The sequence below is a fragment of the Bacillus sp. MUM 13 genome (assembly GCF_001866725.1).
GTDB lineage: Bacteria > Bacillota > Bacilli > Bacillales > DSM-1321 > Peribacillus.
The window spans coordinates 1-22,836 of sequence record NZ_MLYQ01000083.1 but is presented as its reverse complement, the minus strand read 5'-3'; the positions used below and the strand labels follow the sequence as shown (position 1 = coordinate 22,836).

The 22,836-nt window shown below is 36.4% G+C and carries 22 protein-coding genes and 4 pseudogenes; 23 read left to right on the top strand and 3 right to left on the bottom strand.

Annotation, left to right across the window (positions count from 1 at the left end; translation table 11 throughout):
- The first annotated feature begins 326 nt into the window (after nucleotides 1-326).
- The 5 genes from BIV59_RS17495 to BIV59_RS17475 all read left to right on the top strand — a co-directional run bounded on the left by BIV59_RS17495 (nucleotide 327) and on the right by BIV59_RS17475 (nucleotide 3,872).
- Nucleotides 327-1,007, top strand: coding sequence for a Ger(x)C family spore germination C-terminal domain-containing protein (locus tag BIV59_RS17495; RefSeq protein ID WP_071352738.1), 681 nt, complete (start codon nucleotides 327-329; stop codon nucleotides 1,005-1,007).
- Nucleotides 1,007-1,237, top strand: coding sequence for a hypothetical protein (locus tag BIV59_RS17490; protein WP_071352737.1), 231 nt, complete (start codon nucleotides 1,007-1,009; stop codon nucleotides 1,235-1,237). Before BIV59_RS17495 ends, BIV59_RS17490 begins: the two co-directional genes overlap by 1 nt.
- Before the next feature lie 594 nt (nucleotides 1,238-1,831).
- Nucleotides 1,832-2,401: a histidine phosphatase family protein gene (locus BIV59_RS17485; protein WP_071352736.1), complete on the top strand. Its 570-nt coding sequence runs from the start codon at nucleotides 1,832-1,834 to the stop codon at nucleotides 2,399-2,401.
- A gap of 472 nt (nucleotides 2,402-2,873) precedes the next feature.
- Entirely contained in the window at nucleotides 2,874-3,398 is a 525-nt protein-coding gene (locus BIV59_RS17480) for a GrpB family protein (protein ID WP_071352735.1), read from the top strand.
- Between the two features lie 237 nt (nucleotides 3,399-3,635).
- Nucleotides 3,636-3,872 (top strand): nucleotidyltransferase domain-containing protein, encoded by a 237-nt coding sequence (locus BIV59_RS17475; protein WP_071352734.1) that lies wholly within the window; start codon nucleotides 3,636-3,638, stop codon nucleotides 3,870-3,872.
- Between the two features lie 224 nt (nucleotides 3,873-4,096).
- Here the strand turns inward: BIV59_RS17475 and BIV59_RS17470 are convergent, their stop codons facing one another.
- Both BIV59_RS17470 and BIV59_RS17465 read right to left on the bottom strand, forming a co-directional pair.
- Nucleotides 4,097-4,498, bottom strand: coding sequence for an anti-sigma regulatory factor (locus BIV59_RS17470; RefSeq protein ID WP_071352733.1), 402 nt, complete (start codon nucleotides 4,496-4,498; stop codon nucleotides 4,097-4,099).
- Nucleotides 4,499-4,677: 179 nt separating this feature from the next.
- Nucleotides 4,678-5,379 carry a Na-translocating system protein MpsC family protein gene (locus tag BIV59_RS17465; RefSeq protein ID WP_071352732.1) on the bottom strand — a complete coding sequence of 234 codons (702 nt, stop codon included), beginning with the start codon at nucleotides 5,377-5,379 and terminating at the stop codon, nucleotides 4,678-4,680.
- A gap of 448 nt (nucleotides 5,380-5,827) precedes the next feature.
- Here BIV59_RS17465 and BIV59_RS17455 point away from each other — a divergent pair, with 448 nt between their 5' ends.
- The 18 genes and pseudogenes from BIV59_RS17455 to BIV59_RS17375 all read left to right on the top strand — a co-directional run bounded on the left by BIV59_RS17455 (nucleotide 5,828) and on the right by BIV59_RS17375 (nucleotide 22,358).
- Nucleotides 5,828-6,523 (top strand): Na-translocating system protein MpsC family protein, encoded by a 696-nt coding sequence (locus BIV59_RS17455; protein WP_071352730.1) that lies wholly within the window; start codon nucleotides 5,828-5,830, stop codon nucleotides 6,521-6,523.
- 664 nt (nucleotides 6,524-7,187) lie between these two features.
- The gene (locus BIV59_RS17445) at nucleotides 7,188-7,469 is read left to right on the top strand and encodes a GrpB family protein (RefSeq protein WP_071352728.1); all 282 of its coding nucleotides are present in this window, start codon (nucleotides 7,188-7,190) and stop codon (nucleotides 7,467-7,469) included.
- A gap of 84 nt (nucleotides 7,470-7,553) precedes the next feature.
- A complete protein-coding gene (locus tag BIV59_RS17440; RefSeq protein ID WP_240501940.1) occupies nucleotides 7,554-8,027 on the top strand; it encodes a GNAT family N-acetyltransferase in 474 nt (157 codons plus the stop codon).
- 185 nt (nucleotides 8,028-8,212) lie between these two features.
- Nucleotides 8,213-8,902, top strand: a pseudogene (locus BIV59_RS17435) (aspartate/glutamate racemase family protein).
- Between the two features lie 180 nt (nucleotides 8,903-9,082).
- Nucleotides 9,083-10,102, top strand: coding sequence for a serine hydrolase domain-containing protein (locus BIV59_RS17430; protein ID WP_071352763.1), 1,020 nt, complete (start codon nucleotides 9,083-9,085; stop codon nucleotides 10,100-10,102).
- Nucleotides 10,103-10,542: 440 nt separating this feature from the next.
- Nucleotides 10,543-11,296 (top strand): annotated as a pseudogene (locus tag BIV59_RS17425) (SDR family oxidoreductase).
- 68 nt (nucleotides 11,297-11,364) lie between these two features.
- A complete protein-coding gene (locus tag BIV59_RS17420; RefSeq protein WP_071352727.1) occupies nucleotides 11,365-12,123 on the top strand; it encodes a phosphotransferase in 759 nt (252 codons plus the stop codon).
- Between the two features lie 305 nt (nucleotides 12,124-12,428).
- On the top strand, nucleotides 12,429-13,223 hold the full coding sequence (locus tag BIV59_RS17415) for a hypothetical protein (protein ID WP_240501939.1): 795 nt from the start codon (nucleotides 12,429-12,431) through the stop codon (nucleotides 13,221-13,223).
- A gap of 165 nt (nucleotides 13,224-13,388) precedes the next feature.
- Complete coding sequence (locus BIV59_RS24525) at nucleotides 13,389-13,499, top strand: nucleotidyltransferase domain-containing protein (RefSeq protein ID WP_170846187.1); 111 nt, start codon at nucleotides 13,389-13,391, stop codon at nucleotides 13,497-13,499.
- Nucleotides 13,500-13,508: 9 nt separating this feature from the next.
- Nucleotides 13,509-13,745, top strand: a complete 237-nt coding sequence (locus BIV59_RS24520) for a nucleotidyltransferase domain-containing protein (RefSeq protein ID WP_170846188.1) — start codon at nucleotides 13,509-13,511, stop codon at nucleotides 13,743-13,745.
- Nucleotides 13,735-14,142 (top strand): annotated as a pseudogene (gene hepT / locus BIV59_RS24515) (type VII toxin-antitoxin system HepT family RNase toxin). The gene BIV59_RS24520 and the pseudogene hepT overlap by 11 nt, the downstream one beginning before the upstream one ends.
- Nucleotides 14,143-14,446: 304 nt before the next feature.
- The gene (gene xerS / locus BIV59_RS17400) at nucleotides 14,447-15,292 is read left to right on the top strand and encodes a tyrosine recombinase XerS (RefSeq protein WP_481747448.1); all 846 of its coding nucleotides are present in this window, start codon (nucleotides 14,447-14,449) and stop codon (nucleotides 15,290-15,292) included.
- Nucleotides 15,270-15,563 carry a tyrosine-type recombinase/integrase gene (locus tag BIV59_RS24510; protein ID WP_481747449.1) on the top strand — a complete coding sequence of 98 codons (294 nt, stop codon included), beginning with the start codon at nucleotides 15,270-15,272 and terminating at the stop codon, nucleotides 15,561-15,563. The genes xerS and BIV59_RS24510 overlap by 23 nt, the downstream gene beginning before the upstream one ends.
- A gap of 379 nt (nucleotides 15,564-15,942) precedes the next feature.
- A complete protein-coding gene (locus tag BIV59_RS17395; RefSeq protein ID WP_071352724.1) occupies nucleotides 15,943-16,251 on the top strand; it encodes a hypothetical protein in 309 nt (102 codons plus the stop codon).
- Between the two features lie 239 nt (nucleotides 16,252-16,490).
- The gene (locus tag BIV59_RS17390) at nucleotides 16,491-19,703 is read left to right on the top strand and encodes a DEAD/DEAH box helicase (RefSeq protein ID WP_071352723.1); all 3,213 of its coding nucleotides are present in this window, start codon (nucleotides 16,491-16,493) and stop codon (nucleotides 19,701-19,703) included.
- Between the two features lie 194 nt (nucleotides 19,704-19,897).
- Nucleotides 19,898-20,569, top strand: coding sequence for a DUF421 domain-containing protein (locus tag BIV59_RS17385; protein WP_139194407.1), 672 nt, complete (start codon nucleotides 19,898-19,900; stop codon nucleotides 20,567-20,569).
- A gap of 82 nt (nucleotides 20,570-20,651) precedes the next feature.
- Nucleotides 20,652-21,407: an SDR family oxidoreductase gene (locus BIV59_RS17380; RefSeq protein ID WP_071352761.1), complete on the top strand. Its 756-nt coding sequence runs from the start codon at nucleotides 20,652-20,654 to the stop codon at nucleotides 21,405-21,407.
- Between the two features lie 348 nt (nucleotides 21,408-21,755).
- A complete protein-coding gene (locus BIV59_RS17375) occupies nucleotides 21,756-22,358 on the top strand; it encodes a LysE family translocator (protein WP_071352721.1) in 603 nt (200 codons plus the stop codon).
- Nucleotides 22,359-22,739: 381 nt separating this feature from the next.
- Here the strand turns inward: BIV59_RS17375 and BIV59_RS24335 are convergent.
- Nucleotides 22,740-22,836: pseudogene (locus BIV59_RS24335) on the bottom strand (GNAT family N-acetyltransferase); the annotation flags it as partial.

The window sequence follows — 22,836 nt, the reverse complement described above, 5'->3', positions numbered from 1 at the left end:
AAACACTTTACTTTTGGCCATTAATTAGATCTAAAGGAAGATAACATTCCGATGATTTCTAGAACTGAATATATTGAACATATCCTTAAACCCATGGAGGCAGTATGAAAGTAATGAAAAGAGCTTCCTATAAAATTGGAAGTTTTTTCTCCCTTTTTAATTGCCAGTTGCCTTTGCCAATAGCATTCCGATATTCAGATATAACTGATATCCAAATATATTTCACACAAAAACTCAGTTCCAATAATAGCGAAAGAATGTTATAGAATTCCCATATACTGAATAGTGAGAAAAATATAGGGGTCGTTCTGCAAAAGCTATCTCAAATGCGTTTAACTCAAGATATTACAATTAAAGATTTTGAACAAATGTCAATAGGAGATTCAGGTGGAGCGGTCTTGCCAATCGTTGTAAAACTACCGCAAAAACAAGGTGAAAAAAAGAGCGAATCGATAACATATATAACGGGAACGGCTATTTTTAAAAAGTACAAAATGATCAGTCGCATCAACGACAGTGCATCAAGAGGATTATTGTGGGTAAGAAATCAAATTGATGTTCCTACTATTACGGCACACCCCATAAAAGGAAAAACGATTTCGTTAGATTCGATTAGAGAATCAACAAAGTTAATCCCAAAAATCGAGAAAGGAAAATGGAGCATTACTGTGCAAATCGAAAGCGACGGAATGATTGTCCAAAATGGAAGTGAACTCGATATTATGAACAAGAAAGTTTCGAGACGGGTAGAAAAGGCTTTTGAGGCGGAGATAAAAAAAAGTATTAATCAGGCACTAAAGCAGGTTAAGGATAAAAAGAGAATTGACGCTTTTGGATTTGGAGATGCATTTCACCGTAAATACCCAAAAGAATGGGGCAAAGTAAAAAATAATTGGGAGAGTTTCCTCCCGCGGGTTAATGTAAAAACAAATATAAAAGTGCATATTCGTGAAACGGGCTTAACTACTACACCAGTGGACCTATTGGACAAAGAGGTGAAAAAATAATGAAAGCAGCTATGGTCCTCGGGATAACGGTACTGGTGTCGCTTGTTACTTTTTTTCAATGGCCAAAAATGGATCGCAATCAGAGGAAAGAGAAAACTTCTTATATAGCCTTAGCAATCTTGGGTTGGATGCTTTGTATTCTTCTCGTCTTCTTTCCAGAAATGGATGGACCTACGGAAATGCTTAATAAGCTCTTTAAACCATTTGGACAAATGTTGAACATTAGGTAAACAAAACTATTTAGCGTGGAAGCACTCAAGCCAACGAATCGAAGAAGCCCTCTCAAAATACGGAGATAAGCACACCTCGAAAGTGCCCCCCTGGGTGTTGGCAGTTTAGCGAAAGTAAGGAGCGCCTGCCGTCGTGCTCTTATTTCGATCAGGAAGAGTCTTATTATGAAATAAGGGCTGGAAATGTGGCATTCCTTTTCTGAAGCCGTGTGAAAGAATGCACTTAAAATAATGGGTGGTGCGTGTGCGGCCGAGCAAAGGCCGTATCATATAGCGGGTGGGATTCCCGCGAGTAAGAATTAGCCATTCGCTCGTTGCGAGTCTTGGAGGGCTAAAGTTAACTTTAGTCTTTAAGCGTAGACAGTTAGGTGGCGGGCCGAAAGCCAAATGGTTGAAGGGATAGAGGTCCATAATGTTAGTAAACTGAGAGGGCTGATGCATTACGCACACCAGAAAGCTGCATTTTATCTTTTAAGCCGGACCTCTTTTGAATATGAAATACTGATTGGGGATTTTCACAGGGAATTGAGGATTATTTAATTAATATTCGAATATATCGGCTTAACAGCCTTATATTATTTTTGGGGGATTGTAATGGAACTTTATTTTATTCGTCACGCACAGGGGGAACACGTTTTAGATCCTCCTGATAGTCTACAGATATTAGACCCAGCATTATCTGATGCAGGAATTCAACAAGCTCGAAAATTGAAAGAACTCTTCCCTGTATTTGATGATGATTTGTTAATAATAAGCCCACTGAGACGCACACTTCAAACGGCAGAATATTGGTCGATAGATTCAGCTTGCAAAAAAGTTGTTCACCCTTTAGTTGGACCCAGGATGTTTCCATTATTACCGTCATACAAGGCTTACAATTGCGATACTGTACTAACAAAGGAGCGAATAATTAAAGACTTTCCTCTTTATGAAATTGAAGATAGTAATTCACTTTATTGGGGTAGTGGAATTAATACGGTACCAGAAGTAGAATTTGCAATGTTGGCTCATCAATTTATTAATTGGTGTAATGGGCTTAATACCAAAAGAACCTTTTTTGTTTCTCACGATGGAACAATTACTGCCTATAGACAGTTTCTCGGAGAAATAGTTACGCGCGACAACTTTTTAGGCGATGCTGGGTATTATAAAGTTATTTTATAATAAAAATGAGAGTTTGAAAGAATATTAACAGGTGCAATTGTTCAATAAGAGCAATTGCTTTTTTTCTAATGTTTCAGTATCAGAAGGAAATAAACCTAAATATTGAATTACCTGAATTAGGAAAAAGAGAGGTGATGACTATATGTGGAACCAGGAGTTTTTAGAAACAAACAGAGGTACTTTTGAAATTTTACTCAAGGTGAAGGTGATCCACTTCGTGTAACTCATTTATACAGAGAGTTTAATCGGTTAGGTATTTATTTTGCTGATACATTAGTAAATGGCTTTAAGGTATATTTAGTTAATTTGAAAGATGCCGGGAATTCGTGTAAAGCCATAAATGAAGAAGAATTAAGTATGAGGGAAACAGTTAAAGATTTAGAGGATTATAGGTAGTTTTGTTAAAGAAGGTTTTCGTTTAGCTATATAGAATTAATTTAAGATATATTATTTTTTAAGGGGAAACAGATATATGACGAAAACAATCGTTAATCTTAGTGATTATGATCCAAATTGGGGAAAACAATTTGAAAATGAACAAAAAAGAATTCTTGATGTTTTAGGTAATAAGGCTGTTGGAATTGAACATATTGGAAGTACCTCTATAAAGGGGTTAGAAGCCAAACCAATAATTGACATTATTGTAGGTGTACAAGATTTAGATGAAATAGAAAACTTTGTTAGTCCTTTGAGTGAAATAGAATATGAATATGTTCCTAAACAGGAGTTTAAAGATAGAAGGTTCTTTAGGAAGGGATTATGGGGACAGGGTACTTGCCATCTTCATATCTGTGAATTTAATAGTAGTGAGTGGGCTGAAAAATTATTATTTCGTGATTATCTTAGGCTATACCCCAAAGTAGCCGAGGAATATGCATCGTTAAAAAAAGAACTTGCCTCCAAATATCAGTTCGATAGACCTACCTATACAAAGAAAAAAGGACCTTTTATAAAAAAGATTATCGAAAAAGCCAGGAAGGAAATACATTGTAAATAACATTGCTTATTTAAGTAAGGGTGCCTTAGCCGAAGATCGGATGGGGGCACCATACCAGCAAAACGAGGATTTAAACGTAAAGGAAATTTTAGAACTATTATTGGTTTAAAAACTGCATGGAATCCAGTTGGTAACTTTTTTTAGATCGAATCAATCCTCCCACTGAAGTTGGTTGATATGTTCCCCTCCTAATGGAGATATACTTTAATAAATCCTCTGATAACATTTGTAACATTGATGGCACAAGAATTAGCGGATATCCTGAAGATTGAGGTCGATTTGGCCAATATCCGCACGGCATCCACAGTTTTTCAAGCCCAGATATATACTACCGGTCCCATTATATATTCAGCGAATGACACTTTGCTTAAGAACCTCCAAATGACAGCCCTCAGCATGTATGCAAAGTTGAATGAAGAACGCCAAGGGATCATTAAAAATATTGATGAAAACGGGACTATATATGAAAAATGATGTGATTTTAAATTAGATTAGCGTGATTGAGCACTGCATGAAACGAACCGGGATCTCTCAGTCAAAGGCTGTTTTTTTACAGGAAGCAGCCTTTGTTCTCTTATTAAAAAGGGAACGCATGTTATTTCTGAAACGAATATTTCTGTTTCTTCTATGTCACGATATTGGGCCATTATCTAAAACAATATCGTGCTTTGATTCTTTGTGTAAAAGAATCAAGGCCTTTATCCGTTAACCCATTTAATTGTGGTTATAATTGTGCCATTGGACTCGGATTCGATTTGGAATTCATCCATCAATTTTTTTACCCCTCCAAGGCCTGCCCCCAGCCCTCCAGAGGTTGAAAATCCTGTTTGCATGGCCTCTCGGATATCCCTGATTCCTGGACCTTTATCAATCGCTGTTATCTTAAGGCCGAACTTTGAATTTCTTATCACCTCTTCAAAGGTAAATAAGCCTGTTCCTGCGTAGCGATATATATTTCTTGCCAGTTCGGAAATGGCAGTAACAATCCTGGCTTGATCGACTGCATTATAATGATATGACGCTGAAAGCTCTCTTCCCGTTTTTCTCGCAAGTACGATGTCTCTTTCATCATTGATTTCTACTGTAATTTTTTTATTCATACGCTATCCTATCCCCAAAAACAAAACGCAAAAAGCATAAACTATTGATCCGCATTCCATTTTCTCTTTTTTCATAATTTCCTCCCTGGAAAGCTTATTGAGATCTGCCAATAAAAAAAAGCCAAAAAGAAGATGCTTGCCCTTCTTTTGGCTTATGCCTAGTTCTGTCGCCTAGTTCATTACTGCCTTAAGTTATTCGGTTTCAAGATAAAGATTGTACTGCTTTGGTCTAATTCAAAATCCCATGCAACGAATGCATTTTCTATCTTTGCATTAAGATAGTTCTCAAACGCAGGTTTATGCTTTAAAAGCAGTCTTTTTTCCAAATTTCTTTTAGCTATGATTAATGTTTCCTGGAAATTAAGAGAGATTAATTCTTTTTCGATGCTGACTAAAATTTTATCTCTTATGATAAGCAGGGTTCTGGGATTGATCAGGAAGGAAGATACCTTTTCTGGTGACCTTTCCGCTTCAATGCTCACTTTCGATATTTCAGAGTGAACCGAATCTTGATCTGTATAGGAATAGCCGGTATCGTTCAGTGTATTTTCTTCACCTATTCCGATAAACATACCCGATTGAGTGGAAAGGTTCCAATCATAATAAAACTTCTTTAACTTCATCCCAAAATGTTCAGAAATATAAGCCATAATATCTACTGTCAACGTTTCCATCAGCATATCCCTGATTTTTTGAACGTATGTATCTTGATCTCTATTCAAAAGCCTGCTTTCAACCGGAGTTAAAAAGTCCTTGATATATATGGTTATATAAGGTTTGGCGATAGTAGCATAAACTGTTCCGGGCCCTTTTCCGAAGTTCTCCCTGAGCAGCCGGCCGATATAGCTCCCCAGTTCTTTTTCTCCGCTTCTGCTTATCATTGGCGCCATCCTTTAAGAACATAGCTTTTTTGTCTAGTTCTCTTAAAATAAAAATTCAGTAGAAATTTCCCGGAATAATGATGTTCCCATTTACTCATACATTCTACAATTTCCTTCTTAACTCCTTCTATTATTAGAAATAAAAAATATATTCCTATCAGCTTCCCTGTTGATAAAAATAACTGTACAAAAAAAAAAGACCTTGAAATACGTTTTCTAATGATAGAACCAGGGAATTTATTCAGTAAGATCCTGCTATCATATACAAACATATATCTGTTTGAAAGGTGACCAGCTCTCACATCCAATTAAAAAATGTGCCAACTGGGTTTGTTTTTCGAAAGATTCTAAAAATAGAAGCGAAGAACCTTTTCAACTTATATAGAAAATGTTAAAATTTAGCTGGGAAAGAAGAAATGTTGCTTCTTTCTCTCAAGAGGGTGAAGATATGGATTATAAAGTGCAGCAGACCAAACTTGCCAATAATTTAGGGAAGCTATTGCGGGACAATTTCGGAAAAGGACCGCAAAGCATAAATGTGATTATTTCTATTCCTTATGTCTTGGTTTATGTGCGAGGATTTATTTCACCCATGGAACAGGTCCTGCTTGACCAGAATCAGGAATTGACTGTTAAAACAACCAGAGAATTTTTAATGAAAACCATTGATCCTGAAATCAGGGGGCAAATTCAGGGAATTACCGATATGGAAGTACAGCATATCTATTATGATTGGAATCTGGAAAAACAATCGGGCATTTTTGTAGGAGTTTGTAAGAATACCTCTCCTGATGATCTCCTTTCGCAATATGATTATAAAGCCAAGGATCGCATACACGAAGAAATCATACATATCAGCGAGCAAGCGGAAAAGGCGCCGCGATTTGTATCCTCTTATCTAATAAGCCCGCGGGCCTTAATTGTCTTCAGGGAAGGAATCCTGGTACCGATCGAGCAGCAGTTGATTTCACTTGGATTTAATGAAACCCTTCGTGTTGCAAAAAGACATCTTGAGGGAGAAATGCTCCAAAATAACATTCACTTTCCTTTAATTCTGCAGTCAAAGGTTATTGATACTTTTGTAGATTGGGATTTTGATCTTGACAATAGCGTGATTACGTTGATTTTAAAGCCTGAAGAATAAAACGGCAGTAATGAATTGGACAAAGCACTGTGCCAATCATAAGCCGGAAGATCAGGGACTCCTCTTCTTTCGGTTTTTTTGTTTTTCCGAAAGCTGAGGTAACGCATATTTCTCATATACTGCATTAGAAAGGATTTATTCGATGAGAAATGAACTAGAGATTTTCTTAAATGAACTCCGTCTCTTACTTCATGATTATGCAGCTTGCGCCAACGCCTCAGTAAAACATGAAATCTTGAAAGACATTCGATTATTAATTCATTGTCTGGATTTATTAGTTGAAACAACCGAAAGGAAAGCATCGGATTCTGCGATGCAGATTTAAAACAAAATAGGGTGTTTTAAAAATAGTCAAACCGGCTGCAGATCATTCTATCTGCAGCTTTTATTTTCTGTTTAGAACAGCTGCCCTGCTTCATATATTTTTTTATTACACTGGTGAAAATAAAAAAGACTCCAAAAAGAAGCCCAAAGATTGCCGCATAAAAATCTTTAAATATCTTTGCTATAGCAGATTGTGAAGGAAAGAACATAAGCTAACGGGTGCGTTAGGCGGTTAAGGCAGCTTTTTTGTTGTTTTACTAAAGGTAGTTTTGTTAAAGAAGGTTTTCGGTTAGCTATATAGAATTATAAGATATATTATTTTTTAAGGTGGAACAGGCATATGCCGAAACCAATCGTTAATCTTAGTGATTATGATCCAAAATGGGGAAAACAATTTGAATATGAACAAAAAAGAATTCTTAAAGTTTTAGGTGATAAGGCTTTTGGAATTGAACATATTGGAAGTACTTCGATAAAGGGGTTAGAAGCCAAACCAATAATTGACATTATTGTAGGTGTACAAGATCTAGATGAAATATCTAACTTTGTTAGTCCTTTAAGTGAAATAGAATATGCATCTTTAAAAAAAGAACTTGCCTCCAAATATCGGTTCGATTATTGAAAACTGGCTAGTTTAATTTAAGATGGAATAACTTATGTATTGTAGAGCTAAATTTAACTGGTGAAAAAAAGGAGAATTTTTTGTATGAGTGAATGGAAAGTGGAACTGAATAAAGGAGATATAAATGTGGAAATCAGAGATGCAACTTTAAATGATATCAATGAATTAACTTTTCTGATGGAACAACTTGGTTATCCTACTACCATTGAAAATATGGAAACCCGTTTCAAAAATATTGAATTAAATCCAGATTATAAGACCTTATTAGCTACTTTTGATGGAAAAGTAGTTGGGATGATTGGACTTTTAAAGGGATACTACTACGAAATGGACGGTTGTTATGTTCGCATAGTAGCCCTTGTTGTAAATTCAAGTTATCATAGTAAGGGGATAGGAAAAAAACTGATTGCGGAAGCAGAGAATTGGTCAAGAAAAATTGGAGCTACTGGTATTGGACTAAACAGTGGAAACCGACCAGAGAGAGTTAAGGCACATAAGTTTTACAAAAATAGAGGTTATGTAGAAAAAAGTATAGGGTTTGCAAAAGGGCTTATCTAAAGATTTTTGTTACCGTTTGTGAAATATTGTACATAAACTATAGGGTGCTTGAGTTCAAGAAGGATTGCTGCAGCAATCCTTTTTTGTTGTTGTACAAACGTGCATGTTTAGCTTAATGAAATAGTTTGATAATTAAAAAATATTGTATAATTGGTTATATTACAATGTGGATATGGAGGAACTTTATGAAAACTATAGGTCTAATTGGTGGAATGAGTTGGGAGTCTTCGGTTGAATATTATCGAATCATAAATGAAGAGTAAAAAACAGATTGGGTGGATTACATTCTGCAAAATGTCTTTTATATAGCGTTGATATTGCCGAGATTGAACGCTTTTAATCGGAAGGTGACTGGGAAAGAGCAGGTAAAACATTAGGAGAAGTTGCATCATCTTTAGAAAATGCAGGTGCAGAATTAATAGTAATTTGTACAAATACGATGCATAAAATAATTGATTATATAGAAGTAAAGATAACAATTCCTATTTTACACATGGCTGATGCAACTGCCAATCAAATAAAAAATCAAATATTACAACGGTGGGACTAATAGGCACTAAGTACACTATGGAGCAAGATTTTTATAATTCCAGAATAGTATCTAACGGAATTAGAGTTTTAGTTCCAAATGATACTGAAAGAGAAATGATTAACAAGGATATATATGATGAGTGGTGTTTAGGTAACATCAAGCAATCATCAAGGGATTATTACAAAGAAGTTATCAAAGACTTAGTTGCAAATGGTGCTGAAGGAATCATATTAGGATGTACGGAAATTGGATTATTAGTCAAACAGACTATTCAGAAGTTCCTTTATTCGATACAGCAGAAATACATGCAATTGAATCAGTTAATAAAGCATTAGAATATTAAGTGGTATAGACAACTTTCAATAACTATCATGAAATCTTATTAAACAAACGGGTGCTTTACTTCAATAAGGGAGGTCGCTTAAGCTGACTTTTTCTTATGGCACTAACAGGGCAATTTGAAGAAGAATTAGTCTTCTTTTTGCTGAATCTAATAAAAGAACTCGAAAGAAAGGAGAACAAAATGTTGGATAATAGATATCAAAAATTAATTACATGGGTTGAAGATATAAAGGAGCAAAATCACAGCTCTGCAGCGGCTTTGCTTATACTTAAGAATGATGAAATGGTATTAGAACATTACAGCGGAAGCCACTCCAATACAGAATGTTCATCGCCTATTACTCAATTCTCACAGTTTAATGTTGCATCAGCGAGAAAAAGTTATTTAGGGTTAGCTGTTGCATATGCAATCTATGAAGGTAAAATTAAAAGTCTTGATGATTATGCAGTAAATTACTTTGAAGAATTCGATAAAGAACTACTTGGCGAAACGACCATTAGAAATTTAATTACTCATTCTCATGGTTTAAATGAGGATGAGAATGGAACGGTTTATAGAGAGTTCGATCCAGGTCAAGGATGGGCGTACAGAGGGATTAATGTGTTAATGATGACACAACTTATTAAACGATTATACAACCAAAATTTTCCTGAATTGTTACATAAAAGAGTCTTTTCACCTTTAGGTTATAAGGAAACGGATTGGCAAACAAAAAAAAATGAGAAATTAGTTAAAGTCATTGTAAATCCTAACGAAGAGGCGACATCTATACTGGGGAATTCAAATGATGGAACTGAGTCTAACCTTTATGTATCTGCTCGGGAATTTGCATCTTGGGGGAATCTTCATTTAAGAAGAGGAAATATAAATGGAGTACAAATTGTTCCAAAAGAAGTAATAGAAATTGCAACACAAGTTCAAAGCCCTGAATACAAAAGTGAAGAAACACCATTGAATGGTGCGTTTTGGTATGTCCAAGGAACTCCATCATTAAAAAGTGAGATTGGAGACCGAGTACCAAAAGGTGCTTTTCAAATAATAGGTGTAACAGGTCCAACTTTATTAGTAATTCCTGAATATAATGTTGTTGTTGCAAAGATGTATAACAAAAGATATAACTATGAAGGAATTGATGGAAAAAATTATCTCTATTATTTAAGAGAATTTAGTAACTTAGTGGCTGATACATTCTCTAAATAATTTTTGAACGGGTGGTTAGTTTAAAATCAATTGGCTCCTAAGGCACCCTTTTGGTGTTTCATTTAACGGGCAGGGTATTTGCGCAAAATAGAATGGTAACAGATTAAAAATTCAAATATTTCAGAACAACAATTGTTGGATATTTCCATTAATACAATTATGATTAGTTATAGAGATGTTGTGAGAGGGGAATTAAGAATCAACATGTGGCAAACCCTGTAATGAATAATTAATAACAATAAATAGAGCTTTCTCCATAGTTTTTGCATGGGGGTAGTATGTCTAATTATTGGTTTAAATCATTCTAGGGGATGCGTGGTGTGGAGTTATAAAAATCCATTAGCTAATCAGATCCTTTGTGGATCTGCTTTTGTTTTATAGAAAAAAACATCTCTTATACCCCTTATCGCAGTACTCCCCAATAATTAGGAGGAAATATAATGACTCATTTTCAAAATAAAAATGCTCTAATTACAGGAGCAAGTCACCAAAGAGATATAGGTACAGCAATTTGCCGTAAGTTAGCTTCTCAGGAATTAATATTTTCTTTACGCATTGGAATTCTGATACTAGTTGGATAGAAAAATTCCAACAAGAGATTACAAACACAGGAGTCCTTTGTGAAAACCTAAAAATTGATCTATCAAATGAAAATGCTGCATTCAATATACTTGATACAATGCAAACGAAACTAGGATTCCCTTCAATCTTGGTCAATAATGCAGCCCATTCAATAAAAAGTAATTATTTAGAGTTAGATGCAAGAACACTTGATCAACATTATTCAGTTAATATGAGGTCCACTTTCCTTCTCTGTTCAGAATTTGCTCGCCGTTTCAAAAAATTTGATTTAGATGGAGGAAGAATAATAAATATGACATCAGGGCAAGAAATAGGACCTATGCCCGGTAATCTAGCTTATGTTGCAACTAAGGGGGCTATTTCAGCTTTTACTAGGTCATTATCTCAAGAACTTGCACCAATTGGAATTACGGTTAATGCTGTAAACCCTGGACCAACCGATTCAACTTGGATGAATGATAAATTAGGGAGTACCTTTTGCAGAAATTCCCTATGGGTCGTATTGGGTTACCAGAAGATGTCGCACGTACTATTGCCTTTCTTGGTAGTGATGAAGCAAATTGGATAACTGGTCAGATAATACATTCAGAAGGAGGATTTATTCGAGGCTAAAACAGGTCCAGAGCGATATTTAAATACGAACCTGAATCAATGATATAGACAATGTTAGGGGGATTTTAATGAAAAGTCAGTACGAAAACGAAGAGATGCTAACAGGAGGGAATGTTTCAAGCGTATTTCGTTCGGGAGATACTGTTCGGCGAGAATTAAAACCTGATAGTGCTAAAATTCATAAGTTATTGCAGCATTTGGAAAGTAAAGGTTTTGAATATGCACCGAAGTTTTTAGGTATCGATGAAAAAAATAGAGAAATATTATCGTATATTGAAGGAGAAACTGGTAATTATCCTTTAAAACAATACATGTGGTCGGATGATGTTTTAACAGAAATAGCAAAAATGCTCCGTCTATACCATGATTCAATAAGTGATTTTTCATTTGATGATAGCTGGCAATCGATAGATAACACCCCGCAACCGTTTGAGGTTATATGCCATAATGATTTTGCAATATACAACATCATTTTTAAAAATAAGAGACCAGTAGGTATTATTGATTTTGATGTTGCTGGGCCTGGTCCAAGACTTTGGGACATTGCCTATACTCTTTACACTTGTGTCCCCTTGAGTAAATTTTCTGTACTAAATGCTAACCAAGTAAAACAAAGAATTAAATTGTTTTTTAGGTCTTACGGTGAGGAAGTTAATGAGTACTGGTTAAAAATGGTTTTACTAAGATTAGAAGGATTATGTAAACTAATGACAAGAAAAGCCAATGAAGGTGATGTTGCTTTTCAAAAGATGGTGGATGAAGGGCATCTTGAACACTACCAAAAGGAACTTCAATTCATTCGTGAACATGAAGAAGAATGGATTTAAGGGTAAGGTTTTATTGAACAAATAAGTGCTTGATCAAAAATAGGGAATGTCAATTGACGATCCCTTTTTTGTACCAGTAATCATAGGTATCAAAATTTTAACTTGCAGAAAAGATCGTAAAAGAATCTACTTAACCTATAGGGTGCTTTACTTCATAAAAGGGTTGCTTTGGCAGCTCTTTTTCTTATGGATTAAACGGGGTGCGATTCTACAGTAAGAAGTATGGTTTGCAGATTAGTGTATAAAGGAGTCTGTCATACATTAGAGAATTAATTAAGATATCATAGTTTTTTGGGGGATACAAAGTGAGGAATAATGCTACCTTTTTAAAAAGTGTAAATACTTTAGTACAAATGCACCAAAATGGACTTTTAGGCGGAGAAATAATGCCTGAAGATGTTTTGATTGGTGTTGTTACAGAAGAAGAATTGATGAATGTATTAACATTGCCAATGGCGTTAAATTATCAAAGAAATTCATACACGTTATGGGAATCTGTAGTAAAAGCGTATCAGGATTCAAATATCAAATGGATTTTTGATCCGACTCTTGCAGCTAATAGCAATACAGAGCGACTTCGAGAAGCATTACTCCTTCATCGTGTAGGATTGCAACCAAACCGCCATCCTGAAATTTGGCAACGTGTAGCCAAAGGCCTTGTGGAATCTTCGGAAAAAGGAGATGTGCAAGGATTGATTGAGTTTGTTCAATCTGATATCGCTCATCTAAAGGCAATGATGCAAGGAACAAGAAAATCAGATTTTCCTTATCTCTCTGGACCGAAAATTTTTAATTATTGGCTATATGTTTTGGAAAGTTATACAAATGTTTCTTGGAAATCTCGTGAATTAATCACAATTGCACCAGATACACACATTTTAAAAGCTTCGGTTAAATTAGGTTTATGTGCAGAGGAAGTTTTAAATGGCGGAGCAGATGATAGACAAGTGGTTGCTACTGCTTGGGAAATGGCACTTGCTGGAAGTGGCTTAGCACCAATTGATGTACATACTCCATTATGGTTATGGAGCCGAGCTGGGTTTCCACCACTTCTTGCATCTCCTTCAAGCCGTTTATTTATTGACAGCAAAAATATATAAAAGTTAAGAGTCTCAAAACTGATTTTTTACACTCTTAATTTTTTTGATTTGTTCACTATAAGTACACTTATAGTGAACTATAGAGTGAAGAGTGAATAAAATTAATTGCTATGATACCTAGTCATAAAAAGCCTTATAGCAAGTTAGAAAAAAATTCATTTAGACTTGTTATTCAGCGATACAAAGAATCTTGGTTCCTATGCAAAAAACAATAAACATAAAGACAGTGATATCGATGTTGCTTTCTACAGTGAAAATCAAAATCTTACTATATAAGTTTTTCAGATAGCACAAGAATTAGCGGATACCCTGAAGATTGAGGTCGATTTGGTCAATATCCGCACGGTATCCACAGTTTTTCAAGCCCAGATATATACTACCGGTACTATTATATATTCAGCGAATGACACTTTTCTTAAAAAACTCCAAATGACAGCCCTCAGACTGTATGCAAAGTTGAACAAAGAACGCCAAGGTATCATTAAAATATTGATGAAGGGCGGGACTATATATGAAAAATGATGTGATTTTAAATAAGATTAGTGTGATTGAGCGCTGCATGAAACGCATTCAAGAAGTTTATGGAAACGATGCTGGCAGCCTAAAAGACTTCACTAAACAAGACTCCATCATACTCAATATACAGAGAACCTGTGAAGCATCCATAGCTTTAAGGCGTTTGACTGTATGTTCATCAATAATTAAGGCAGCGTGAAGCATATCAAACGCATCTCTGCTGGTTTGAGGCAATCCCAATCTCTGTTCAGCCACAATATACATAGCCAAGTCGAAGTGGGTTTTAGGAACATAGCCGTTCATGACTATCAGACAGACCCCTAATATAGACATACTGCAGCAAATTGTTGAAAATCACCTCGGAGATTTTACTGACTATACAAAGCGGATCCTAAAATTCTGAAAAAGGGGTTTTATGAAAATACAAAATCCGAGTTTATGACTTACATACAAATAAAGAAACAATCAAGCTAGATGAGGTTTTTGAAACTAAAGATGAGGCTGAAGCTGCGATTGAGAAACTGGAACTTCAGTATCCAGAAAAGTATGAGTATGTGAAGGTTCCTGTGAAAAATTAATAATTGCAGACCCTTCCCTGGCTATATTTTAGCTGCTACGCTAACAGGTTAATAAAACATAATATAATTATGTAAACAACTATTAATTTTACGTATAATTGACATTGTTCGACAATCAGGAGTGTTATTATGGCCAACACTAGGCAACACCAAGTGCATGAACATAAGTTAGAGAAATTAGTCAAATCCATGCCATTCTATATAACAGAATACGTGGATAATAAATTAGATACGAGATCCCCCTCGACCCTTTTGAATTATGTACTAGATTATAAATTGTTTTTAGAATGGCTAATAGCCGAAGGAATTACAACAGTCTCCACCATTCGTGAAATTCCTCTCTCTGTTTTAGAGAATTTAAAATTGGTAGAAGCCCGTTCATTCATTGAATTCCTTGAGCGGAGAAACATTCCCATTAACAAAAAGGAAACAAAAAAGGCAGAAAAAGTATCAATTAATCGTAAAATCTCAGCCCTTCGTTCTCTCTATAAGTACCTGACTATCCAAACAGAAAATGATGAGGGTGAACCTTATTTTTATAGAAATGTGATGCTGAAAATAGAAGTAAACAAGCTTAAAGAAACGTTAAGCGCCAGGGCATCCAAAATATCTGAAAAAATTTTTCATAACGATGATGATGCCCGGTTCCTTGATTTCGTTAAAAATGATTATGTGAACGAGATACCTGAGAATTCCAGGAAAATTATATACTTTAAAAGAGACAAAGAAAGAGATTTAGCTGTTTTATCGCTATTTTTAGGCAGCGGGATTCGTGTCAATGAACTTTCAAATCTTCGTCTGCGCGACCTGGATTTTGAAGGAAATCAGATTCATGTATTGCGTAAAGGCGGCAAACATGATGTAGTAGCTGTTGCACCTCCTTCCATGCAAGATGTAAAGAACTTTTTAAATATCCGTGTAAGTCGTTATAATGGCTCTTCTGAAGAATTAGATTGTATTCCTTACAAGGATTAATAATGCGGCTAATCCCCTATCTAACAGGGCTATTGAAGCACTTTTCAAAAAGTATACACAAGCATTTAACACCAATAAAGCTATGTCTCCTCATAAATTAAGACATACTTATGGGACAGACTTAATGGAGCAATCGGGTGATATTCACCTCCTGATGACGCAACTTGGATATACTTCAACAAATACTGTTGCTTTATATACAAAACCAGAGCAGGAAAAATCAAAAATGGCAGCTGAAAATAGGGTACTTCGAAGAAATAATGTAAAATAGTAAGTTCTTTATTATTTTACCCTCAGCTAATATTTGAAAATAAGAAGAGGCTTTCAAAACCACGCCTGACAAACAATTGTGAAAAATTAAAATTTTGTTTTGCTTTTATTTTTATTTTTATTCTAATCTTAGAGTGTCTTTGCAGAATATTATATGATACAAAGCCAGTTTGACGAGTGAACGAATCCGCAAAAGAGCCACTAAGTATATATCTATACTTTAGAGGCACCATGAGAATGTGGAAGCAAAGGAAAAAAGTATTCGTTTTCCCTTGTGATATGTTCAGCCATTGTATGAAAATAGCGTGTATGGTGCATGTTAAAGGTAAAATGCATTTCTGTGGCATGACTCCGTTTCATGACTGGCTGGTGATTAACAAGTGAATAAATGTATTGTGTATTTCCTATACCTTGCAGCGGGATTTTTCCTTTTCTTTTCATATTCAGGATTTGCAGAAAATGAACTGTCAGGGTCTATAGAAAAAGACTATGTAGATAAAAAAACAAAAAAAATTGTAACAGAAGAAATGGGCATGAATGTTGTGGAAAAAACAAATTACGAAATTTTGCTTTCCTCGGGATACAAGATTTCCGTCCCTAAAGAATATTATGATAGTTTATCAAAAGGTGAACCGGTGACAATTTTAAAGAAAAACCATGAAGCAAGGTTACTTTCTAACAAATATTGATAATAAAAAAATACTGTTCTCTAGCACCCCCAGAATAACTTGCTGAAAACAAGGAAATCTGGGGGTGCTGCCGTATTATCTGCCATCATTATTTGTGTTACAATTGTTCAGGATATAAACGGCAAGAATTGTCTAGTTAATAAGCATTTGGTTGTTTTTTCATTTCTCTATCTTAAAACAGGTATTGTATCATTAATTTAGGTTTTTGTTACAGAAACTCACCGGAAGGAGCAAATCTCTTGAATATAAAAATAACAAAGAAAATCATCAAAGAATTATGCGGAACAGTCTCCTTCAAACGAGGTGAGGCTTTTTACACAGCAAAAAAAGTTAGATTTGAAACAATCAATACCGATCGCTGTGAAGCAACGGTGACTGGCAAAGAAGAGTTCAGGGTAATTGTCCAAAGAGAGGACAGTGGAGGTTTCCGCACATCCTGTACTTGTCCCTCGCTTGTTTCCTTTCAAAGGAAGTGTCAGCATGTTGCCGCTGTTTTGCTGGCGATATTTGAACATAAACATTCCCTTTCTACACTTTCAAATCCAAAGCATGCTGGATTAGCTGGGAGTGAAGAAGGAGAAAACGGCTGGCTTGATTTATTCAGCGAAAAACCAATACCACAAACCAGGCACCAGCTGCACTTTGAAACCAGGCAAGTGATCCATACGGAATTTATATGCAAACTCCTCGATGTAGATAAAAAGATTGCAATTGGTATAGAAATGAAACTGAATTCAAAAAAAATCGATCATATCTATGGTTTTTTGGAAGATATAAAAAGGCGAGAAAGGGATTACTCATCATATTCTTTCATATATAATCCTTCCCTTCATTGCTTTTCGGAAGAGGCAGACACTGTATTACAGCACTTGGTTCAAGTGATTTCCGATAAGGTAGTATACAGCAATTCTCCTTCAGATCGACCTATTCATTCAAGCAGTGAGGAAGTATTGCTGATTCCTCCATCAGCATGGAAACTGCTTGCTCCCGTGCTGGCGAATTTTTCTTCGGTCAAATTCGAAGATCAACTGAATGTCTATAATCGACTTGTCATAACTAAAGAATTACTTCCTTTGCAATTTGCCTTTGCAGAAAGCGCGGGAAATGATTATCAGCTCAAGATAAATGGCATGCAGAAAGTCCAAATTTTGGATGACTATCATTCTGTTTTTTGTGAAGGGAAATTGTTTCAGCTGACAGATGAGGACTTCAAACGTCTCCGTGAATTACAGCAAATGCAAAAGAAATCCAGACACCATGTCATTCCGATTTCAGGCAGTCAGGCAGGTTTTTTTCTTGAGAAAGTAGTTCCCGGCTTAAAAAAATTAGGTCAGGTCCAAATTTCAAAGGCCATTACATCACAGGTTATGAAAACGCCGCTGATTGCAAAGCTATATTTGGATCGGGTGAAGAATCGCCTGCTTGCCGGGCTTGAGTTCCATTATGGCGGGATAGTGATTAATCCTTTAGAAAGCATGGAATCACCGGGTTCCCTCCTTGCTAGAGATATAGAAAAAGAAGAATCCATTTTGGAAGTAATGGAGAACAGTTCGTTTGCCAAAACAGATGGCGGCTATTTTATGCAAAACGAAGAGCTGGAATATGAGTTTTTATATCATACAGTGCCAAAACTTCAAAAGCTTGTGCAGATCTATGCGACAACGGCAGTCAGAAACCGTATTTTCAAGGGGACATCAAGACCTCAAATCAGTGTGAGGATAAAGAAAGAACGGACAGATTGGCTGGAGTTTACATTTGAAATGGATGGAATTCCTGAAAAAGAAATACGCGACCTTTTATTCGCCTTAGAAGAAAAAAGAAAATATTACAGAATGAGAAATGGGTCACTATTCTCCCTGGAAACAAGGGAAATAGAAGAAATAAACAGGTTTTTGAATGCTGCTCCAAAACAGAGGCAGGATCTCGGAAGCTCATGGGAGATGCCCATTGTAAAAAGCCTGGCTTTTCTTGACGCTTCTGGAGAAAGCAATATTTTTTTGCTTGAAGAGTCGTTTCGGCAATTTCTTGAAAAAATCAGCAATCCCGCTTTGCTCGATGCTAAGATCCCACAGAGTCTTAAGCCCATTCTCCGGGATTACCAGGTACATGGCTACAAATGGATGAAAGCATTGGCAGGATACGGTTTTGGCGGGGTTTTAGCAGATGATATGGGACTCGGCAAAACACTTCAGAGCATATCCTATCTCGTGTCAGAGCTCCCTGTAATCCGAAAAAAGAAGCAGCGGGCACTTGTTGTCTGTCCTTCATCGTTAACATATAACTGGCTCAGTGAAATGATGAAATTTGCTCCCGACATTCAAGCTGCAGTATCAGATGGCAGCCAAGCGGAAAGAATCCAGCTTCAAAACAATATAAGTGAACTGGATGTAATTATTACCTCATATCCTCTTCTCAGAAGAGATATCCAGTGGTTTGAGAAGCAAAGCTTTCATACCGTATTTTTTGATGAGGCGCAGGCCTTTAAAAATCCTGCTACCCAAACCGCCAGGGCAGTAAAAAAAATCCAGGCAGATCACCGTTTTGCACTGACTGGGACGCCTGTGGAAAATGCAAGTGAGGAGCTGTGGTCCATTTTTCATGTTGTATTTCCGGAATTATTCCTGGGTTTAAAAGAGTATAGTAATCTTACTAGAAAAACGATTGCGAGGAGAATCCGCCCATTTATGCTCAGAAGGCTCAAAAAGGATATCCTCGAAGAGCTGCCCGGAAAAATGGAGCTTATAGAAACAGCAGACCTGCTTCCGGAACAAAGAAAGCTATATGCTGCCTATCTGGCTAAGCTTCGGCATGATACATTAAAGCATCTTGATAAAGATACACTTCGAAAAAATCGGATAAAAATCCTGGCAGGCTTGACAAGGCTGCGCCAAATTTGCTGCCACCCTGCATTATTTGTGGATGGGTATGAAGGAAGCTCTGCTAAATTCAACCAGCTGCTTCAGATTATAGAAGAATCCAGACTCACAGGCAGAAGAGTGCTGATTTTTTCCCAATTCACGAAAATGCTGGAGCTGATAGGAAAGGAATTTTCAGGTAAAGGCTATCCTTTTTTCTATCTAGACGGCCACACACGCCCGGATGAGAGATTGGACATCTGCAGCAGGTTTAACTCTGGAGAACGTGACTTTTTCCTGATTTCCCTGAAAGCTGGGGGGACAGGACTCAATCTTACCGGAGCGGATACTGTCATTTTATATGATAACTGGTGGAACCCGGCAGTAGAGATGCAGGCTGCAGACCGGGCGCACCGTATTGGCCAAAAAAACATTGTCCAGGTAATTAAGCTCGTGGCCCGCGGTACTATTGAAGAAAAAATGAATGAACTTCAGGAGAAAAAAAAGCATCTTATTGAAGATATTATTGATTCTGAAGAAAATAAAAAAAATGCGGCACTTACAGAGGAAGACATCCGGAGTATTTTATTGATTTAAAGGGCTATCCAATGGCCGAATTCAAATGTAAAAGAACACTCACCTGAAGCCAGCAAAATAATATTTGCTGGCATGTTTATTTGGAAAGCAGGTTTGCTTAGTGTGTTTGGCAGAATAAAATCTTTCAATAGAAGCATACTATCTCTCGCTATCAATTCGTTTTTCGTAAAGGAGAAATAGGGGTGCAGGGATCAATGGAAATAATAATCAGGACCTTTACATCCTTTCTTCTGCTTTGGATTTTTATCTCTCTGATCGGCAAACAGGCAATCGCCCACAGGTCGAATCATTTATATGTGGCATCGATTACAATGGGTACGATTGGAGGAAATCTTGCTTTTAATATAAAAATTAAATTTTTGTATTTTATTATCGCTCTTATTTTAATGGGGGCCATTGTTTATATATTGAATATCCTTGCCGCCAGGAACTTCAAGTATCGAAAATGGATTGCTGGTGAGCCTTCAGTTTTAATAAAGGATGGAAAGCTGCATGAAAACACGATGAAAAAGATTGATTACTCATTGGAAACTCTCATGCAGGATCTGCGCGGAAAAGATATATTCGATGTGGAGGAAGCAGATTGCGCAATACTTGAGGTAAATGGAACATTGTCCGTTAAAAAAAAGTCTCAGTTCCAGCCGCTGTCAAGGCAGGATTTGGATGGAGTGCTTAGAAGTGGTCCTATTGAATTAATCATGGATGGTGTGTTGCTCCCGGGAAATCTTACGATGAGCAGATTCAGCGAAGAGTGGCTTATGGCTGAATTGAAAAAGAAAAACCTTTCTGTATCTGATATTTCCTATGCGGTGGCAGGATCGAAGGGCGATCTATATGTTGAACAATACGGGAAAGATTCAAAATAACAGATCAATTTCTATTTAAAAAATATGTCATAGATAGTATGATGAAAAATAGAATAATTTTCCTATGAAAGGGGATTTTTCTATTTATTATCTTAATGACAAAACAGCTATCATTACAGGTGTGAGCCATGATAAAGGAATAGGGGCAGAGATTTGCAGGAGGTTTGCTAAAGAAGGCGCGGATATTTTTTTCACTCATTGGTCTGCAGACATAGACTGGCCAGAAAGCTTTCAAAAAGAAATAAAGAATTATGGTGTACGCTGTAATCATGCGGAAATAGACTTGTCTCATCCTGATGCTGCTGCCCATATTATGGATAGGGTGTCTGCTGTGATGAATTTCCCCCAAATTCTAATAAACAATGCGGCCCATTCTGTAAGAGACAGTTATAAGGAATTAAACGCAAAAATCTTGGATGATACATATGCTGTAAATATGAGGTCAACCTTTTTGCTATGTACAGAATTTGCCCGCAGATTAAAGGATATGAAAAATGCTTCTGGCAGGATTATAAATATGACTTCGGGACAGGCTTTAGGGCCTATGGTTAATGAACTGGCTTATGCAGCAACTAAAGGAGCAATTTCAGCCTTTACGGTTTCTTTGTCTGCAGAACTTGCGCCTTTAGGCATTACTGTGAATGCTATCAATCCAGGGCCGACGGATACTGGCTGGATGACAGGAGAAATAAAGGAGCAGCTTCTGCCTAAGTTTCTTTCTGGACGCATGGGAAAACCTGAGGATGCGGCGCGTTTAGCTGCATTTCTTGCAAGTGAAGAAGCCCAGTGGATCACAGGGCAGATCTTGAACTCTGAAGGCGGATTCTTGCGAAGCTAAAGGCAAGATTTTTTATAATGATGCACATTAAATGCCCACCAAGAATTTATCTGGACAGTAAAACGGCAGCGGCACCGCTGCCGTTTTATGCTTTTAGAAAGAGTCAACTTAATTTTTAATCCATTTAGTAAGCGAATATCCTTGAAGCATGCCACCCAAATTAATAATAGGACTTGAAGAATCAATAAAATCAAGTTATTATATCGGTATTCTTTAAAAAGAGAAGTACAACTTGCAGTCTGCCTTCGATTCTAATTTGATGAGATTTAAATGGGAAGATGTGCAAGCCAAATCGGCTTTATTTAAAATAATGAGTTCAGAACCGAGTAATGAAAGGGAATATTTTATATGCTGCTGCTCAAAAGTTTTATTTTAGGATTTTCTGTATCAGCTCCAATAGGGCCGATAGGTTTATTATGCATTCAAAGGGTTCTCTTAAAAGGGAGATCTGCAGGGTTCCTGACAGGATTAGGTGCCGCCACAGCCAATATTATTTATGCTGGCATCGCTGCTTTCGGTTTTTCTGCCATTTCATTCTTTTTAGTTGAAAAGCAATTATACCTTAAAATCATTGGAAGTCTTTTTTTGCTATACTTAGGCATAAAAACATTTTTAAAAAAATCAACTAACAAGGCAGCTGACTTGGATGGCAGCAGTTTGTTCCGTATGTATGCTTCAACGCTCTTATTAATGATTACGAATCCTGTTACCATCCTGAATTTTGCAGGAATGTTTGCAGGACTTGGCTTTGAACAAAATTCAAGTCCCGTGCAGACAAGCACCCTTTTGATCAGCGGCGTTTTTTTGGGTGCCATCTCCTGGTGGATCATTTTAAGCTTTGCTGTCAGCATTCTTAGAACAAAAATTACTCCATATATGGAGTATGTGAATAAAATAGCCGGATTATTGATCGTTATTCTGGCTTTATTGAATTTCATACATTCTACTTAGTTAATATTCATATTAAAAGTACGCAGCTTCGGGATTTACATGCTTATATGAATACTTGCAATTACCCATTTATACTAATACTTGTGATACGTAATGGAGCTTGCTGGGCTAATCTCTCCAGCTTCATAAACTCTGCCTAAAAATAAAACAGGCGGAGTTTTTGTCTGTTGATGGACATTGTGTGCATCTATCAATAATTTCGATAGATGGAAAGAGAGGAACATCTGTTTTACACTGTGGTTCCAAAGGTATACAGCCTTTCAGTTACCCATCTCATTATAGATTTTTCCGCATTCCCAGCAAACATACCGGCCGCTAAAAGCAAATTAATTTTACAATGGTAAAAGCCTATACTAATTAAGAATCTGATAATCAAAATAACTATTTTGATTTAAAATATATAATTTCAGGGTCTCCATCGTCTAAATTTTCAACTATCCCACTTTGAATAAATCCATTTGAATTAAATACTTTATGC

Bases quoted from the DNA above. Each gene is read 5' to 3' on its own strand.
- BIV59_RS17495 (WP_071352738.1), top strand. From the start codon at position 327: ATGCGTTTAACTCAAGATATTACAATTAAAGATTTTGAACAAATGTCA.
- BIV59_RS17490 (WP_071352737.1), top strand. From the start codon at position 1,007: ATGAAAGCAGCTATGGTCCTCGGGATAACGGTACTGGTGTCGCTTGTT.
- BIV59_RS17485 (WP_071352736.1), top strand. From the start codon at position 1,832: ATGGAACTTTATTTTATTCGTCACGCACAGGGGGAACACGTTTTAGAT.
- BIV59_RS17480 (WP_071352735.1), top strand. From the start codon at position 2,874: ATGACGAAAACAATCGTTAATCTTAGTGATTATGATCCAAATTGGGGA.
- BIV59_RS17475 (WP_071352734.1), top strand. From the start codon at position 3,636: ATGGCACAAGAATTAGCGGATATCCTGAAGATTGAGGTCGATTTGGCC.
- BIV59_RS17470 (WP_071352733.1), bottom strand. From the start codon at position 4,498: ATGAATAAAAAAATTACAGTAGAAATCAATGATGAAAGAGACATCGTA.
- BIV59_RS17465 (WP_071352732.1), bottom strand. From the start codon at position 5,379: ATGATAAGCAGAAGCGGAGAAAAAGAACTGGGGAGCTATATCGGCCGG.
- BIV59_RS17455 (WP_071352730.1), top strand. From the start codon at position 5,828: ATGGATTATAAAGTGCAGCAGACCAAACTTGCCAATAATTTAGGGAAG.
- BIV59_RS17445 (WP_071352728.1), top strand. From the start codon at position 7,188: ATGCCGAAACCAATCGTTAATCTTAGTGATTATGATCCAAAATGGGGA.
- BIV59_RS17440 (WP_240501940.1), top strand. From the start codon at position 7,554: ATGAGTGAATGGAAAGTGGAACTGAATAAAGGAGATATAAATGTGGAA.
- BIV59_RS17430 (WP_071352763.1), top strand. From the start codon at position 9,083: ATGTTGGATAATAGATATCAAAAATTAATTACATGGGTTGAAGATATA.
- BIV59_RS17420 (WP_071352727.1), top strand. From the start codon at position 11,365: ATGAAAAGTCAGTACGAAAACGAAGAGATGCTAACAGGAGGGAATGTT.
- xerS (WP_481747448.1), top strand. From the start codon at position 14,447: ATGGCCAACACTAGGCAACACCAAGTGCATGAACATAAGTTAGAGAAA.
- BIV59_RS17385 (WP_139194407.1), top strand. From the start codon at position 19,898: ATGGAAATAATAATCAGGACCTTTACATCCTTTCTTCTGCTTTGGATT.
- BIV59_RS17375 (WP_071352721.1), top strand. From the start codon at position 21,756: ATGCTGCTGCTCAAAAGTTTTATTTTAGGATTTTCTGTATCAGCTCCA.